Here is a 15,565-nt window from a genome sequence, read left to right as displayed (position 1 = left end):
AAACCGGCTGTGTTTCAGGCTGTTGCGCCCTTGATGCGAATGGCAGTGCCGAGGCTTCCTGCACAGACGCCGACCACAATAGCGATGATCAGTTCCAGTGGCTCTACTTGCGCAAACCGGAAGCCTGCGAAAACCAGCGTCTCGAATACACCGACTGCGCCGCCCAATGCCGCGCCCAGCCACAGCTTGCGGGTCATCATGCCCAACGCCAGACCGAGTATGCCCGGCAAGCTCAGGACGTTGCCACCGATGGTTCCAAGTAACTCTAACATCTCTGCCCCCACATCAATTCGAACTGTTGTTCAGGAAATCGCGGATGTCGTCACCCGCGGCAGCGTGCTCCTGCACAACTTCATCTTCCAATGCAGCAGTCACCTTTTCGTATGTTTCCAAATAGTTGGGTGGCAGGCTGTGGGCGATGCCCTGGTGGCAATCGATACAGGTCATACCATTGTCGATGGCGCGTTGGTGTTCCGAGGCAGCGCGGGTTTCCTGAATGGTGAAGTCCATGTAGTCAAAGTTGTGACAGTTGCGGCACTCGCGGCTGTCAGACGCTTTCATTTTCTTCCAGACGGCCGAGGCCATCGCCAGGCGGTGATCCTCGTATTTCTCGGGTGTGCTGATGGTGCCCACCAGTTCATGATAGACGTCCTTCACGGCCATGATCTTGGCTTTGATCTTGTGGTTCCACTCATCCGGAACGTGGCAGTCTGAGCAGATCGCACGCACGCCGGAGTGGTTGTTGTAGTGGATCGTCTCGCGATACTCACCCAGGTTCGTTTCCATCGTGTGACACGAGACGCAGAACTCTTCGGTGTTGGTCAGTTCCAGGGTCCAGTGAAATCCGCCCCAGAACAGGATACCGGCCAGAAATCCGGCAAGGATCAGAAAGCCCGAGCTGAACATTACCGCCGGCGTCCAGATCGCGTTCCAAAGGCGACCCAGAAAGCCGCGTTTTTCGGGGGAGTCTGCCATGTCGGTGCTCCTTTCAATCTTGTGTTGGATCAGTTGCCGGTCGAGGGCTGGAACACGTTTTCAACAAGCGGCGGCGCGTCCGCCTGCGGAACGTGACATTGGTTGCAGAAATAACGGGTCCCGGCGACGCGGTCCAATTCGCGGCCTTCGCGATCCAGATAGTGTGTCATTGAAAGGGTCGGTGCGTTACGCTCACCTGCCTTGGACCAGTCATGGCAGGACAGGCACTGATTGGTGCGCACATCAATCTGATATTGCTCGATCGAATGCGGAATCAGCGGTGGCTGCTGGCGATAATTACGTTGCATCCGTCCTTCGACATTTTTGTGAATCTGATCCAAAGGGATCGGCTCGTCTACGTCCGCGCCCCGCAGGGTTTCGACTTGAGCGGACTGGGCAAAGGCCCATCCGCTCAGCAACACTACGGGTAGAAGGGCAATTCCGCCTGTAACGATTGATCTTTTCATCTTGGCACTCCCCTAGATAGGTCTGGCAGCGCGCGGCTCAGGCGCGGCAACTGGATCGGAAGGTTGAACGACATGGTCGTCGAACCGGTGAGTAAAGTTGAAGACGTCGACTGCGCAGACATCGATGCAGCGTCCGCAGTTTGTGCAGTCAGGTGACAGGATCAGGGGCGAGCTTCCCGGCTTGCCTTTCAGCGCGGGTGAGATCACCTGATTTTCAGGACAGACCGCATAGCAATCCATACAGTCATCACAGGCCGTGCGGTTGGCCGCACTGACCCGCAGCAGGCTTTTCGACCCGATCAGCCCGTAGATCGCGCCCACCGGGCACAAATGGCCGCACCAGCCATGACGTGAGACGAATACGTCAAACACGAAGATGGCCGCGATCATGGCCCAGACAAAGCCCATGCCGAATACCAGCCCGCGATGCAGCATGGTGATCGGGTTGACCAGCTCCCACGCGATCACACCACTCAGGCCGGAGACCAGCAGCACGGTTGCCAGAATCCACAGCCGGGTCCCGCGCTTTGGTTGCCAGCCTTTCGGCAGGTCCAGTTTGCGGTGCACCCAGTTGGCCGCGTCCGTCACCGGGTTTATGGGGCAGACCCAGGAACAATAGACACGGCCACCAATCAGGGCATAGACCATCAGAACGATCAGCCCACCGATCAGCGCGGTCATTTCGGGCCAATGACCTGCAACCAAGCTTTGCAACAGGATGAACGGATCAGTCAAAGGCAACACGCCCAGCGTCAGTGACCCCGCCAAAGTGCCCTCGACAATCCAGATGCCGAACCACGGGCCCAGCAGAAACAGAACCAGAAAGAACAGCTGGCTTGCGCGGCGCATCAGCAAAAAGCGATGCGCCCCGATCCAGCCTTTGCCTTCAACGGCCTCCTGACCGACGGGCATGTGCGTGCGAGTACTCATTGTCCCACCCCCGGCAGATCATATTCAGGGGCAAAACCGCCGGGCGCGGCAAGATTGTCGGTTCCCGGTCCGGGCAAACGATCCGGCAGATCGATGATCCCCTCGACCACCGGCGCGCCTTTGGCTGCCTTTTCCTCCCAACCCTTGCGGTAATGCTCGGCCGAACTGCCGCGCGCCAGCCGGGCAGGCAGAACCTTGATCGCGGCCTCGGGCAGAACACAGCTTTTCTCGCACATACCACAACCGGTACAGCGTTCGGCATGAACGGTTGGAATGAACAAGGCATGATGACCCGATCGGGTATTGTGCGCCGTCTCCAAAGTGATCGCCTCGTCAATGACGGGGCAGACGCGATAGCAGACGTCGCAGCGCAGACCGAGGAAATTCAGGCAGTTTTCCTGATCGACCAGAACGGCAACACCCATCTCGGCATCGTCGATATTCTCCAGCCCGGGGTCCAGCGCCCCTGTTGGACATGCGGCGACACACGGAATGTCGTCGCACATTTCGCAGGGAACATCCCGGGCGGTGAAGAATGGCGTTCCCGTCGCCACCGCATCCGAGCCGAGCTCGGCCAGTTTCAGGGTATCGTACGGGCAGTCCCGCACGCATAAACCGCAACGGATGCAGGCCGACAGGAACTCCTTCTCGGGCAATGCGCCGGGCGGGCGCAATGCATCGGCGGGCAGGGCGCGGGCGTCGCGGGCCAGATAGGCCAGCAACGATCCGGCGACCACGCAGCCGCCCGCCGCCCGCGCCGAGTCCTGCAGGAACCGGCGCCGCTGCGGCGAAAGGGGTTTATCGACAAGAGACATGGGAACGCCCCGTATGATCCTTGCTGGTTACGCGCGCTCAACCTTGCAGGCGCACTTCTTGAAGTCGGTCTCTTTCGACAGCGGGCAGGTTGCGTCCAGCGTCAGTTTGTTGGTCAGCTGGTGCTCATCGAACCACGGCATAAAGACCAAACCGCGTGGCACCTTGTTCCGACCCCGGGTTTCGACACGGCTGGTGACCTCGCCGCGGCGGGTCGACAGAACAATCTCTTGACCCCGGCGCAATCCCCGATCCTTTGCGTCCTGCGGATGCATGTAGACCACGGCAGCGGGATAGGCGCGGTGCAGTTCCGGCACCCGGCGTGTCATCGACCCTGAATGCCAGTGTTCCAGCACGCGACCGGTGCACAGCCACAGATCGAATTCCGCATCCGGCTCCTCTGCTGCGGGCTCGTATGGCGCAAAGATGATTTTGGCCTTGCCATCCTTGTGGCCATAGAACTCCACGCCGGCACCCTCGGACACGTAGGGGTCATAGCCTTCGCGGAAACGATAGAGCGTTTCCTTGCCATCCACGACCGGCCAGCGCAGACCGCGGGCCTGGTGGTAGGTTTCGAATGGTGCCAGATCATGCGCATGGCCGCGCCCAAAGTTGGCGTACTCTTCGAACAGACCTTTCTGCACGTAAAAGCCGAAATGCTCGGATTCGTCGTTGTCAAAGCCTTTGGCGGTTTCCGACAGCGGGAACTTGTCGACGCTGCCATTGGCAAAAAGAACGTCATACATGGTCTTGCCGCGATGCTCGGGCATGGTGGCCAGCAATTCTTCGCCCCAGACCTCTTCGACGGTGAAGCGTTTCGAGAACTCCATCACCTGCCACAGGTCCGATTTGGCCTCGCCCGGGGCCTTGACCTGCTGCCGCCAGAACTGGGTGCGGCGCTCGGCGTTGCCATAGGCGCCTTCCTTCTCGACCCACATGGCGGTGGGCAGGATCAGGTCAGCGGAAACCGCAGTGACCGTCGGGTAGGGGTCTGAAACAGTGATGAAGTTTTCCGGGTTGCGGTAGCCGGGATAGCCTTCCTCGTTGATGTTCGGCGCAGCCTGCATGTTGTTGGTGCACTGAACCCAATAAGCGTTCAGATCGCCATCCTTCAGCTTGCGGTGTTGCAGCACGGCGTGGAAACCGGGCTTGTCAGGAATGGTGCCGGCGGGCACGTTCCAGGCGGATTCGCAGATCTCGCGGTGCTTTTCGTTCATCACCACCATGTCGGCGGGCAGGCGGTGCGCAAAGGTGCCTACCTCGCGCGCGGTACCGCAGGCCGACGGCTGACCGGTCAGCGAGAAGGGCGAGTTGCCGGGTTCCGAAATCTTGCCCACCAGCAGGTGCACGTTGTACATCAGCGAGTTCACCCAGGACCCGCGGGTATGTTGGTTGAAGCCCATGGTCCACAGGCTCATCACCTTGCGGTTGGGGTCGGCATATTGCTTGGCCAGACGCTCCAGCTTGTCAGCCGGAACACCGGACAGTTCCGAGGTGTATTCCAGCGTGTATTTCGAAACGGCTTCGGCATATTCCTCGAAGCTGATCGGCTCCAACTTGCCCGAGTTCGGGTTTTCAGCCTCTTGTTGCAGGGGGTTGTTGTCCCGCAGGCCGTAACCGATATCGGTGGCGGTTTTGGTGATGTTGACGTGGTTCTTGACGAACTCTTCGTTCACCGCGCCATTCTGGATGATGTAGTTCGCGATATAGTTCAGGATTGCCAGATCGGTTTGCGGTGCAAAGACCATGCCATTATCGGCCAGCTCGAACGAGCGGTGCTCGAAAGTCGAAAGCACATGCACTTCGCAACCCGGTTTCGTCAGGCGGGTGTCGGTCAGGCGCGACCACAGTATCGGGTGCATCTCGGCCATGTTCGATCCCCACAGCACGAAGGTATCGGCGTGCTCAAGGTCGTCATAGCACCCCATCGGTTCGTCAATGCCGAAAGTGCGCATGAAACCAACCACGGCCGAGGCCATGCAGTGACGCGCATTGGGATCAATGTTGTTCGACCGGAACCCGGCCTTCATCATCTTGGCGGCGGCATAGCCTTCCCAGACCGTCCACTGCCCCGAACCAAACATCCCCACGCTGGTCGGACCCTTCTTGGCAAGGGCCTCTTTCCATTTGGCGGCCATCACATCAAAGGCTTCATCCCAGCTGACCGGTTCGAACTCGCCATTCTTGTCATACTGGCCGTTGGTCTTGCGCAAAAGCGGTGTGGTCAGGCGGTCTTTGCCGTACATGATCTTGGACAGGAAATAGCCCTTGATACAGTTCAAGCCCCTGTTCACCGGTGCGTCCGGGTCACCTTGCGTGGCCACCACTCGACCCTCTTTGGTGCCCACCAGAACCGAACAGCCTGTACCGCAGAACCGGCAAGCAGCCTTGTCCCAGCGAATATCGGGCGCGCCGACCTGAGCGTTGGCCTGACCTGTGGCCATGGGAATGCCCGCAGCCGAGGCAGTGGCTGCCGCTGCGGACGCTTTCAGAAATGTACGACGGGATTCAGAGATGGTCATTGCATGGGCCTCCTGCTGGACGGTTGGCTTGGAGCATCAGGACGCGGAGCCGTCTCCGCGAGATCTTCGAAATGGTGATAAGTCAGTGACAGTGAGATCACTCCTGGGATCTGGTGCAGATCCATGATGGTGTCCGAGGCCAACCTGTCGGCCGTATCCTCGACAACAACTACGAAACGGCCGTCCTCGGCTTCGGCATGAAGCTCGACGCCCTGGGTTTCGGCCATCGCCGCGCGTGCGGTATCGGTGTAATCGGGGGCGATGTGGACCAGACAGCCACAAATATTCATTGGTTCACCTCCGGGTGTAGTGGGGCGGGGCGGTGCATCACGATCGCCCCAGTGGGGCAGGCGGCGGAACAACTTCCGCAGCCGATGCAGGTTTCTGTTTCAAGCGCTGGTTCCGCGCGTCCGCCCAGTTGCAGGCGAAAGCGGATGGCATCCTGTTCGCAATTGTCCTGACACAGGCGGCAGCTTACGCCGTTCGTCGACAGGCAGCTTGTGTCATCGATTCGTGCGCGCCATGGCCATTCGGCAACACGTTCCGACAGCAACGCCGGGGTCGGACAAATGTCAGCGCAGTCACCACACAAGGTGCAACCGCCTGCGGACAGGTCCAGAACGGGGAAACCGGCATCGTCGAATGTGATGATGTCTTCAGGACAAGCCGCGGCGCAGTCATCGCAACGCATGCATAGATCGCTGAAGCCAGTTGCAACTGCACCCGGCGGACGGATCGCATCTGGGTCCTCCCGCAGGACACGCGCGCTTAGAAAAGCGCGTCTGCTGGTCATCTGGCTCATAGCTGGCGACTCGAAATTGGATTGATAGGTTCGCGTCCTTACTTCCTAGCTGCCTTAAGCAGCGCACGAATTGACCTATATCATACTTTTTTTTATTTTTTTTGTTCGGTCTGAGATTTGTAATTCTTCATAAAACGTTCAATTCGATACGGGCGTCGGGGAAGAACTCCAGGATCTCTTTGGCTCTGCCGGCGGATGCCGCGCAAAGTGCAGTGGACAACCCATCCGCAATGGCCGCTTTCGGGGCAGAAACCGAAACGGTCCTGTCGCGGCTTGAAGGCCCATCCAAGGTAATGATGTGTCCGACTCCCTGGCTGATCTGAGTCGCCAGCGTTGAAGATGTCGCCACTGCCCGATCGTTCAATTCAATCCGCTTCAGAACCGTTTGGTCCGGCGCCGCCAATCCCACTTTCCATGGCGCACCGTCACCACGCGCACCCAGGGCGGCAACCTCTCCCATATTGACCAGAACATCACGCAGACCATGAGCACGCAGCAGGTCGGCGATCCGGTCGGTGATCGCGCCCTGCGCTATACCGTTCAACGTCAGCGCCGATTTTCCGGGCACCGGAAGGCGAATGGCCGAGGCGTCATAAATTACCTTTTCCCAGCCTATCGCCTGCTGAACTTCAACCAGATCATCCGGGCGCGTGCCCGCAGCCAAAGCCGTCCACACGGGTTGAATGCTCGGATCAAATGCGCCACCCGATGCCTGATGCAGCGCTGAGCTGAGGCTTAGCACCTTCAACAATTCAGGAGCGGGCGCCGTCAGCACACCATCGCGATTCAACCGGCTGAGCTGCGATTGCGGACGATACAGGCTGAAGATGTTTTCCAGCCGGGCAATCTCGGTCTCCATGGCGGCCATGATGGGTGCAGCTTCGGCGTCCGTCAGGCCCACAAGGCGCAGGCTGGCGGCGGCACCCAGCGCGGTCCCGTGCCAGCGCGCGTCCGAGGCCGCAAGTGGTGTGGCCGCAGCACAAGCGGCTGAGATGATCAGAAATCGGCGGCGCGACAAGGCGGTCATACGGGGGTCTCCAACGACAGTTCAAGATCGACAGGGCCAAGCACTTCGGTGTCCGGAATGTCCGGCAGGCCCAGTGCCGTTCCGCCGTAGATCTCAATGAATGCCTGAGCATCGGCAGGATCGGCAAAAGGCACCACTTCGCGGGCGCCCATGCCACCTGCCACATTGGCGCCGACAACAAAGGTCGCGCCATCCGCGGCGATCCAGTTCGAGATACCCGGCTGCCGCCAACTTGGCGCAATACCCATGTCGCTGACATAGACGGCTGTGATGTCGGCATCACGTTCAGGGCTTTTGAGGTATGCCACCATGTCGCGCACCTGCGCAAAAAACAACGGTGCGGGATATCCTTCCAGATGGATCTGCCCCTTGGGGCCGCCATGTTCGGCGATGTTCATCTGGCAGAAATAGCTCAGCGCGTCCGGGGTCAGATCCACCGGATCGGGGGCCTCGGCCAGGTCTTCCTTGCAGGCCGCCAACGCGATCAAGGCAATCAGGACGAGGGGTTTCATGGCTCGACCCTCCGGAATGCCAGCCGCGCCAGGGCAAAGCCGATCACCGGCCAGATCAGCAGCGATGCAGGCGCGGCCCAGATGGGCAAGGCCTGTGCCGCCCCGGTCATGCCGGATGCCATGGCCACGCCTTCCGTTGCGGCGATGTTCCACAGACGGAATGCGTCGGCCGGGTTGGCCACCATCACCCATGGAAAGACGGATTGGGTAAAGGTGCCGCCCTTGTCCATGACGACGGCCCCCAACAGGCCCAGATCATAGAGGACGACAAAAACCAGCCAGAGCCCGGCCGACAGACCTGCCGCCGCCGTGGCCCCCTTTGCCAGGGCTGACAGCAGGTATCCCAGCGCCAGAAACACGGCGCCCAGAAGGATGGATGTGAGGATGAGACGGACCAACGCCATCAGGCTTTCCGGCCCGGCACCGCCAAAGAAGGCCGCCACCGCGCCGGCGGTACCGAAACCGACCGTCATGGCAAAGGCCAGCGCTGCAAGATGGGCGGTGAACTTGCCCAACAGGATTTCTCCGCGCCCGGCGGGGTAGGACAGCAGCAGTGACAGGCTGCCCCGGTCCACGTCGCCGGCGATGGCGTCGAACGAAATCATCAGCGCCAATAGCGGTGCGAGATAGACCGACAGAGTGGTCATCGAGGCAACTGAAATGGTCAGCATATCGACACCCAGTGTGCCGGTTGGTGCGCTGCCTGCAAAGGTCAGGGCCAGCGCGAACAGCACCATGATCAGCGTCGCCACCAGCAGCCAGCGATTGCGGCGAAGGATCAGCATTTCGGTACGGGTGATGGCGAGGAAGCGGGTCATGGCCTCTCCTCCTGTGCATAATGTCGATAGAGGTCTTCCAGCTTGGGCGGGGTCATTTCCACATCCGCCACGGCATCGCCCAATCCGGCGATCCGGCGCAGGGCCTCCATCTTGTCGGCGGGGGAACACAGCAGCTCGACCGAAGCGCCGTTGATCCTGTTGCCGCCCAGTTCGGCGGCCAGCACGTCGGCGTTGGCGCTTGCACGTACTTTCAGACGGATCGGCAGGCCTGCAAGGGCCGACAGGTTGTTGAGCGTGTCATCGGCGACCATCCGGCCTTTGCGCATGATTGCGATGCGGTCGGTGCGGGCCTCGACCTCGGTCAGCGCGTGGCTGGCGATCAGCACGGCGGTGCCCTGCGCGGCCAGCTCGTCGATGATGGCATAGAGATCCTGACGCGAGATCGGGTCCAACCCACTGGTGGGTTCATCCAGCAAAGCCACTTTAGGCTGACCCAGCAGAACCTGTGCCAGGCCCAGACGTTGCCGCATGCCTTTGGAATAGGTGCCGATCCGGCGGTCCAGGGCATCGCTCAGACCTACGCGCTCCAGCAGACCGGCCACATCCGCCCTGGTGCCGGACAATTTTGCAAACAGGGTCAGTTGCTCGCGCCCGGTCAGGGCCGGGTGGAAGGATACCGCCTCGGGCAGATAGGCCGTTTCCCGCCGCGCCTTGGCGCTGCCGGGGGTGGCGTCTCCGATCCGGATGGCTCCGCCTTGGATCGGCGTCAGGCCAAGGATGGATTTGATCAGGGTCGACTTGCCAGCGCCGTTATGGCCCAGCAGCGCAACGCGCTGACCGGGGGCAAGTGACAGGGTGATATCATCAAGAACGCGGGTCTTGCCCCGGTCCTTGCTGACATGGTCAATAATCAGGGCCTTATCCGTCATGAGGCACCTTTTCCATAGCTGGGGGTTCAAGGGGTTGCATCAATGGATTGCTGTCCATCACGCCACCGGGCAACAGTGCCGGAAAGGCGGATTGCGACCAGCGCACCAGCTGCACGGCAGGAGAGCCGAGTAGCAGTTTGGCTGCGGGTTGGGTCCACAGCACATGGTCCATCGAGTCATTGGGGCGATAGGGGGCATCGGCAATGCCGTTGCCATCCACATCATAGGCGGCAAAATCGGACCAGTAGTTGCCGCGCCCGTCTTCGGACCACTCGACCCATTTGGTCGAGACGTATTTCACCTGTGTCCGGTTCCCGATGAAGGAATTGCCAACGATGCGGTTGCGTTCGCTGCCGGCGGTGAAGTGGATGCCGATGCCGCATCCCTGGAACCAGTTGTCGGTGAATTCGTTCTTGTTGGAGTTATAAAGGAAGGTGCACTTTTCCTTGGCACCGATCACCACGTTACCGGTGATCTGACTCTTGTTGGCATAGTTCAGCATCACGCCATGTTCACGGTCACCGATCGAGACGTTGTCTGCGACCTTCACATTGGTCGTGAACATCACCGCATAGCCCAGATCGTTGCCGATCGAGACATTGTCGCTGACCACCGAATTATCGGCATACATGTAATGCACGGCAAAGCGCAGATCGCGGAACAGGTTGCCGGTAAAGGTATTCTTCTTGGACGAGTTCACAAAGATTCCGTCGCGCCCATAGCGGATATCATTGTCCTCAACCCGCGCACCGGGTGCATTCCAGACATAAACGCCATTGCCACGGTCATTCATCCGCTGGTCCTGACGTCCTTCGATCCGGTTGCCACGCACGATGCTGTCCTTGGCACCATGAATGTCGATGCCGTAAAGATTGCCCAGCAGCACATTGTCTTCGACCACCGGCGCGCGGGCCGTCTTGGTCAGCTGGATGCCACTGTCGATCCCGTCATGGCTTGAACCCGAGCCGATCACTGTCAGGCCGCGCACGGTCACGCCCGGGCCGGTTACGGTGATGACGCTGCCGGTGCCTTGCCCGTCAATGGTGGCCTGTCCCAACCCGTCGATGGTGACGGGCCGGTCCAGAACCAGATGTTCGGCATAAACACCGGGGCTCAGGCGGAGGGTGTCTCCGTCCGCCGCCTGAGCCAGTATTTCATTGATGGCCCCCGCCCGGTTGGGCACATCCCAATCCGCCGCCCAAAGGGGCGAGCCGAGCAGGAGCGGTATGAGCAGGGGCCAGCGCATGGGTCAGGCTCCTTGCGGTTCGACCAGCATCCGGCCGCGCATTTCCATGTGCAGCGCATGGCAGAACCATTGGCAATAGAACCAGTGCACGCCCGGACGGTCGGCGGTGAAGGTGACCGAAGCGGTTGCCATCGGTGCGACTTCCATCGCGATGCCGTAGTTGCCCAGGCAGAAGCCGTGGGTCACGTCGTCCACGTCATCGAGATTGGTGATGTAAACCGTGACCTCGTCGCCCTGTTTGACGGTGAACTTCTCAAGGCTGAAGGTCGGCGCCTGCGAAGTCATGTAGACCCGCACCTTGTTGCCGTCCCGGATCGGTTCTTCCGCACCTTCTTCCAGATCGATGCCATCGGCTTCGGCCTGTTTGCGGGCGTCTTCCCAGGTAACATCGTTGCGATCCCAGACGTTGACCGGGTTCACGATGTCGCTGCGAACGATGATCGAGTCGTGCGGCTCGGCAAAGGTCGGGCCGTCATGCACCACTTTCATCTCATCCGACGAAATGTCGATCAGCTGTTCGTTCTCAGGTTTCAGAGGACCAACGTTCAGGAACCGGTCTTTCGAGAACTTGTTCATCGAAATCAGCCACTTGCCGTCGGCTTCCTTGGTTTCCCCCATGGAGGTGGAGTTGTGACCCGGCTGATAATGCACGTCGACCTTCGAGATGATCGGGTCCACGTCCTCGCCATTGTAGGCGCGGATGGCCTTGTCGATGTTCCACTTCACGATCTGGCTGTCCAGGAACAGCGTGGTGAAGGCGTTGCCCTGACCATCATAGGCGGTGTGAAGCGGGCCAAGACCCAACTGCGGTTCACCTACGATGCAGGACCGCGGGTCGGCGTCGCTTTCGAACAGGGCGTCCAGCTTGGTGACGTCCATGATCGAGACGGTCGGCGACAGCTTGCCGTTGATGCAGACGTGCTTGCCGTCTGGCGCGGTGTTGATGCCGTGCGGAGAGTTCGGGATCGGAATGTAACGGGTGTATTTCTTGTTCTGACCCTTGCGCCCGTCCAGAACCTTGACGCCTTTCAACTCCTGATAATCGCCGGCTTCGATGCCTTTTTCGATCTCGGCGATGTTGAAGACGACGACGTGGTCCAGCTCGTTCTCGGTCATCTCGGCCAGGTTCATGCCCATTTCTGAGTTGTACGAGGTCGAGAAGGCGTATTTGCCCTGATAGTCGCAATCGGTGTTGTCGAGGTTGCCCGACACGATCACCTGCCATGCCACTTCCATGGTGTCGCCGTCCAGCGCGGTGAAGATGTTCACGTATTGCGACGGATCGTCCAGCACGCTGCCATCGTTGACCAGCGGTGTTTCATCTTCACCATTGGCAAAGACATAGCCGGTGCGCGGGAATTTCTGCGGACGCAGACCGTGGATCGCCTTGGCGTTCGGGATCTCGGTGATCTTGTCGCATTTCATCACGTCACAGCGCACACGCGCGACGCGGGTGTTGGCCTTGTCGTTCATGAACAGATAACGGCCGTCATAGGTGCCGTCGGTGAACGACATGTGCGGGTGGTGAAGGTCGCCATTGTCATAGGTCTTCATGCCGCGCTTGGCGAGAAACTCCTTGGTTTCAGGCAGCAACCCTTCGGTCATGATCTTCAGTGACTCGTTGGTCTGACCCCAGCCCGTGGCCGAGCAGCGATTGAACACCGGCACCCGCATCAGCTCGCGCATGGACGGAAAGCCCAGGATGCGAAGCTCGCCGGTCTGACCCGAGGACCAGAAACCGTAATACTCGTCCAGTTCGCCCGGTTCGAGATTGGCATTGGCCGCGGCGCTCGCCTGTTTCGCGGTCATCAGGGTCGAGCCCAGACCGGTCCCGGCCAGCACGGCACCGGTTGCTGTTGCACCCAGCATCCCACGGCGTGTGACGGTTAGTTTGTTGTCATGTTCCGACATGTTCGTTCCTCCTTTTAGGAAACGGATTGCGGTTTGGCGTTCGGATGGTTCGCCGGTGGTTGTCCGAGCGGGGTCTTCATCTGGACCGATCCTGTCTTGGCCCGCCGTTTCAGTTGGCGGATAACGACGGGACATTTGTCCTCGGACTGGTAGAGCACCTGACAATGCAGGCAGGTGACGCACTCGTTCGGATTGATCTCACCGGTGGGGTGGATCGCCTGAACGGGGCATTCGTTGGCGCAGGTCTGACAGGGGGTGCCGCAATCCTTGTAGCGGCGCAGCCAGTCGAACATGCGGATACGGGCAGGGATCGCCAGTGCTCCACCCAGCGGGCAGAGATAGCGGCAGTAGAACCGTTCGATGAACAGCCCGATTCCCAGCAGGGCCAGCGCAAAGACCACAAAGGGCCAGTCGCGCATGAATTTCAGAATGATCGCCGTTTTGAACGGCTCGACCTCGGCGTATTTCTCGGCCAACGGGATCGAGACAAAGCTGAGACCGAAGAGACCGAGGAAGATCATGTATTTTGCAGGCCACAGGCGCTCGTTCAGTCCCCAGGGCAGTGTCCATTGCGGTACTTTCAGCGCGCGGGCGATCTTGTTGGTCAGCTCCTGCAACGCGCCAAACGGGCACAACCAGCCGCAATAGGCGCCACGCCCCCAGAACAACAGTGCGGCGGCGACGGCGAACCATTGGATGAACACCAGCGGGTCCAGCAGGAACGCATCCCACGAGAATCCTGTGCGCAGGCTGCCCGCCAGTGCCATCAGGTTCACCACGCTCAGCTGCGCGTTGGCGTACCAGCCGATGAAAAACAGGGTCATTGTCAGGTAGCCGATGCGGAACCAGTAGAAGACCCGCGCATTCATCGTCGCGTGGAACTGGAAGAAGAACGTCGCGGTCAGGACCAGCAGCATGACGCCAAGAACGGCGATTTCGACGGTGCGATCCTTCCAGATGCGCTGCCACAGGGCAGCCTTGGCGGCGGCTTCGCCGGTCGCATCGTCGACAATCTTTGGGGCTGCGACGGGCAGCAGGTAACGGTCGGGCAGTTTGTAGCCCAGATCGAATGTCAGAAAGGTTTTCTCAACAGCACCCACGGCACGCTGTACCAGCAGTTGCAGGCGGAACGGCTCGGTCGGGTCGAACTCGGCATCGGCGGGGATCTTGAAGATGTCCAGCTCCGTGAAACTGGGTGCATCCGGGGCTGCAACCTTGCCAAGGCGTACTTGCTGTTTGTCGAAAAAACGGACCGAGTTGTCGCCCTGGATCAACTGGATCCGATCGAAAATCCCTCCGCGCACATAGCCTGACCCCTTGAAGCTGTAGGCACCGCGCCCCAGCGCCAGAATGGCCTGTTCGCCCTCGTCCAACCAGTTCACGAGGTTCTGGTACTCGGCGTCGCCCAGCAGTGACTTGCCGATCGACGGAACCGAGACAAGCGCCATATGCATGTCGATGAAAGTGTCATCCGGTTCGCCCGGTTCCGGGCGCTTGATCGCGCGCTGGTCTCCGGTGGCCTCGAAGGCGGCATTGACCTGCCCGACATCCAGCGTCAGCCGCCGGATCGAGCCGTCACCCGAAAGGGTCGACCAGTCATAGACCGCATTCTGCGCCATATCGACTTCGCGCCTTGGCCCGTCGGCCTGCAACGGTGACAGGCCGCCCAGACCCAATGCGCGCGCCACCTTGATACCGCCACGCACAAGGCTGTCGTCGATCACCATGATCGTGACCGTCGCGCCCGAGATGATGTCGAGGTCGTGCCCCTCACCCCCGGTTTCGGCTTCAACCTTCAGGTCAAGGCCCGCATAGCCTTCGGTCAATTCAACCATGCGGGAATTGGGGATGCCGATCAGCACGATGGGTTCCGAGTGCTTGACCAGTTGCACTCCGGTCAACACGGCATCGTTGTCGATGGCGGCAACGACGTGGATCGGTTTGCCGGAATAACCCGTCGTGCCAACAAAATCCGAGGTCAGGAATGCCCAGGCAACGGTCTCGCCGCCCTTCAGGACGGGGGCGACCTTCACGTCATCGCGCACCGGGCCAAAGGCATCGGCGCCGGGGGCCAGATCGGCAGGGTCGATGTCGGGCAGGAAACTGGCCAGGCTGTCGGCATGGGCACTGATCGCCATCAGGCAGGACAGAGCGAAAGCCAGCAGGAAATGGATTGCGCGACTTACGACCACGGCGCACCTCCGATTGCTAGGGTGGACGCCATGGACGCGCGCAGGACGCGTTCAGATTCTTCTTGGGTCGCGAACGGGGGCCCTCGGGTTTCGGGCCACAGTCGCCTTGAGTTGTACAAAATGCACAGATCCCCGATTGCAGCGGGTACTATCCGTACATTTTCGGACTGCATCAGCAGCGGCAGATCCGGCAGCGGGGCTGCCGTTGTCACCGCGCACAGCGCGCAATCGGCGCATTTCGGGCAAGGCGCGGTCGGGTCATCAGTGCCTTCCTCAAGGTCCACTTCAACCCAGACCGCCCCTGCCTCCGAGCAGATCTCGATCCACTTGCTGTCCCCGGGACTCGCCAGCACCGGGCCAAGCATCTGCAAAAGCAACAGGAAAATACCCACCAAACCGCACACCGCGCGGGACACGCGATCAAACAGGCTATGCGGGGGGCGGACGGTAGGCATTGAGA

16 protein-coding genes are annotated in these 15,565 nt (G+C 60.3%); all 16 read right to left on the bottom strand.

Annotated features, from left to right (window positions below; all coding sequences use genetic code 11):
* Positions 1–14 precede the first annotated feature (14 nt).
* The 16 genes from GOW31_RS10230 to GOW31_RS10155 all read right to left on the bottom strand — a co-directional run bounded on the left by GOW31_RS10230 (position 15) and on the right by GOW31_RS10155 (position 15,560).
* Positions 15–272, bottom strand: a complete 258-nt coding sequence (locus GOW31_RS10230) for a hypothetical protein (protein WP_171169790.1) — start codon at positions 270–272, stop codon at positions 15–17.
* A 13-nt stretch (positions 273–285) separates the two neighbouring features.
* A complete protein-coding gene (locus GOW31_RS10225) occupies positions 286–975 on the bottom strand; it encodes a NapC/NirT family cytochrome c (RefSeq protein ID WP_152460389.1) in 690 nt (229 codons plus the stop codon).
* Between the two features lie 29 nt (positions 976–1,004).
* The gene (locus tag GOW31_RS10220) at positions 1,005–1,442 is read right to left on the bottom strand and encodes a nitrate reductase cytochrome c-type subunit (protein ID WP_152460388.1); all 438 of its coding nucleotides are present in this window, start codon (positions 1,440–1,442) and stop codon (positions 1,005–1,007) included.
* Positions 1,443–1,454: 12 nt separating this feature from the next.
* Positions 1,455–2,372, bottom strand: coding sequence for a quinol dehydrogenase ferredoxin subunit NapH (gene napH / locus GOW31_RS10215; protein WP_171169789.1), 918 nt, complete (start codon positions 2,370–2,372; stop codon positions 1,455–1,457).
* Entirely contained in the window at positions 2,369–3,187 is an 819-nt protein-coding gene (napG, locus tag GOW31_RS10210; protein WP_152460386.1) for a ferredoxin-type protein NapG, read from the bottom strand. The genes napH and napG overlap by 4 nt, the downstream gene beginning before the upstream one ends.
* A gap of 27 nt (positions 3,188–3,214) precedes the next feature.
* Positions 3,215–5,707, bottom strand: coding sequence for a nitrate reductase catalytic subunit NapA (gene napA / locus GOW31_RS10205; protein ID WP_171169788.1), 2,493 nt, complete (start codon positions 5,705–5,707; stop codon positions 3,215–3,217).
* Positions 5,704–5,997, bottom strand: a complete 294-nt coding sequence (locus tag GOW31_RS10200; RefSeq protein WP_171169787.1) for a chaperone NapD — start codon at positions 5,995–5,997, stop codon at positions 5,704–5,706. The genes napA and GOW31_RS10200 overlap by 4 nt, the downstream gene beginning before the upstream one ends.
* Entirely contained in the window at positions 5,994–6,500 is a 507-nt protein-coding gene (gene napF, locus GOW31_RS10195) for a ferredoxin-type protein NapF (RefSeq protein WP_254441681.1), read from the bottom strand. Before napF ends, GOW31_RS10200 begins: the two co-directional genes overlap by 4 nt.
* Positions 6,501–6,636: 136 nt before the next feature.
* Positions 6,637–7,536 carry an FAD:protein FMN transferase gene (locus tag GOW31_RS10190; RefSeq protein ID WP_171169785.1) on the bottom strand — a complete coding sequence of 300 codons (900 nt, stop codon included), beginning with the start codon at positions 7,534–7,536 and terminating at the stop codon, positions 6,637–6,639.
* A complete protein-coding gene (locus GOW31_RS10185) occupies positions 7,533–8,048 on the bottom strand; it encodes a nitrous oxide reductase accessory protein NosL (RefSeq protein ID WP_171119369.1) in 516 nt (171 codons plus the stop codon). Before GOW31_RS10185 ends, GOW31_RS10190 begins: the two co-directional genes overlap by 4 nt.
* Positions 8,045–8,866, bottom strand: coding sequence for an ABC transporter permease (locus tag GOW31_RS10180; RefSeq protein WP_171169784.1), 822 nt, complete (start codon positions 8,864–8,866; stop codon positions 8,045–8,047). Before GOW31_RS10180 ends, GOW31_RS10185 begins: the two co-directional genes overlap by 4 nt.
* The gene (locus GOW31_RS10175; RefSeq protein ID WP_171169783.1) at positions 8,863–9,756 is read right to left on the bottom strand and encodes an ABC transporter ATP-binding protein; all 894 of its coding nucleotides are present in this window, start codon (positions 9,754–9,756) and stop codon (positions 8,863–8,865) included. Before GOW31_RS10175 ends, GOW31_RS10180 begins: the two co-directional genes overlap by 4 nt.
* Positions 9,746–11,002: a nitrous oxide reductase family maturation protein NosD gene (locus GOW31_RS10170; RefSeq protein ID WP_171169781.1), complete on the bottom strand. Its 1,257-nt coding sequence runs from the start codon at positions 11,000–11,002 to the stop codon at positions 9,746–9,748. The genes GOW31_RS10175 and GOW31_RS10170 overlap by 11 nt, the downstream gene beginning before the upstream one ends.
* A gap of 3 nt (positions 11,003–11,005) precedes the next feature.
* On the bottom strand, positions 11,006–12,913 hold the full coding sequence (nosZ, locus tag GOW31_RS10165) for a TAT-dependent nitrous-oxide reductase (protein ID WP_152460377.1): 1,908 nt from the start codon (positions 12,911–12,913) through the stop codon (positions 11,006–11,008).
* Between the two features lie 14 nt (positions 12,914–12,927).
* Entirely contained in the window at positions 12,928–15,051 is a 2,124-nt protein-coding gene (locus GOW31_RS10160) for a NosR/NirI family protein (RefSeq protein ID WP_217356662.1), read from the bottom strand.
* A 44-nt stretch (positions 15,052–15,095) separates the two neighbouring features.
* Complete coding sequence (locus GOW31_RS10155) at positions 15,096–15,560, bottom strand: DUF2946 family protein (protein ID WP_217356658.1); 465 nt, start codon at positions 15,558–15,560, stop codon at positions 15,096–15,098.
* Positions 15,561–15,565 lie beyond the last annotated feature (5 nt).

The organism is Ruegeria sp. HKCCA0370, from assembly GCF_013033705.1.
Taxonomy (GTDB): Bacteria; Pseudomonadota; Alphaproteobacteria; order Rhodobacterales; family Rhodobacteraceae; genus Ruegeria.
The sequence above is the reverse complement of the archived record's forward strand: the minus strand, read 5'-3'. Positions and strand labels throughout refer to the sequence as shown.

Excerpts from the sequence above, each read along its gene's own strand:
- GOW31_RS10230 (WP_171169790.1), bottom strand. The coding sequence starts at position 272 with ATGTTAGAGTTACTTGGAACCATCGGTGGCAACGTCCTGAGCTTGCCG.
- GOW31_RS10225 (WP_152460389.1), bottom strand. The coding sequence starts at position 975 with ATGGCAGACTCCCCCGAAAAACGCGGCTTTCTGGGTCGCCTTTGGAAC.
- GOW31_RS10220 (WP_152460388.1), bottom strand. The coding sequence starts at position 1,442 with ATGAAAAGATCAATCGTTACAGGCGGAATTGCCCTTCTACCCGTAGTG.
- napH (WP_171169789.1), bottom strand. The coding sequence starts at position 2,372 with ATGAGTACTCGCACGCACATGCCCGTCGGTCAGGAGGCCGTTGAAGGC.
- napG (WP_152460386.1), bottom strand. The coding sequence starts at position 3,187 with ATGTCTCTTGTCGATAAACCCCTTTCGCCGCAGCGGCGCCGGTTCCTG.
- napA (WP_171169788.1), bottom strand. The coding sequence starts at position 5,707 with ATGACCATCTCTGAATCCCGTCGTACATTTCTGAAAGCGTCCGCAGCG.
- GOW31_RS10200 (WP_171169787.1), bottom strand. The coding sequence starts at position 5,997 with ATGAATATTTGTGGCTGTCTGGTCCACATCGCCCCCGATTACACCGAT.
- napF (WP_254441681.1), bottom strand. The coding sequence starts at position 6,500 with ATGACCAGCAGACGCGCTTTTCTAAGCGCGCGTGTCCTGCGGGAGGAC.
- GOW31_RS10190 (WP_171169785.1), bottom strand. The coding sequence starts at position 7,536 with ATGACCGCCTTGTCGCGCCGCCGATTTCTGATCATCTCAGCCGCTTGT.
- GOW31_RS10185 (WP_171119369.1), bottom strand. The coding sequence starts at position 8,048 with ATGAAACCCCTCGTCCTGATTGCCTTGATCGCGTTGGCGGCCTGCAAG.
- GOW31_RS10180 (WP_171169784.1), bottom strand. The coding sequence starts at position 8,866 with ATGACCCGCTTCCTCGCCATCACCCGTACCGAAATGCTGATCCTTCGC.
- GOW31_RS10175 (WP_171169783.1), bottom strand. The coding sequence starts at position 9,756 with ATGACGGATAAGGCCCTGATTATTGACCATGTCAGCAAGGACCGGGGC.
- GOW31_RS10170 (WP_171169781.1), bottom strand. The coding sequence starts at position 11,002 with ATGCGCTGGCCCCTGCTCATACCGCTCCTGCTCGGCTCGCCCCTTTGG.
- nosZ (WP_152460377.1), bottom strand. The coding sequence starts at position 12,913 with ATGTCGGAACATGACAACAAACTAACCGTCACACGCCGTGGGATGCTG.
- GOW31_RS10160 (WP_217356662.1), bottom strand. The coding sequence starts at position 15,051 with ATGGCGATCAGTGCCCATGCCGACAGCCTGGCCAGTTTCCTGCCCGAC.
- GOW31_RS10155 (WP_217356658.1), bottom strand. The coding sequence starts at position 15,560 with ATGCCTACCGTCCGCCCCCCGCATAGCCTGTTTGATCGCGTGTCCCGC.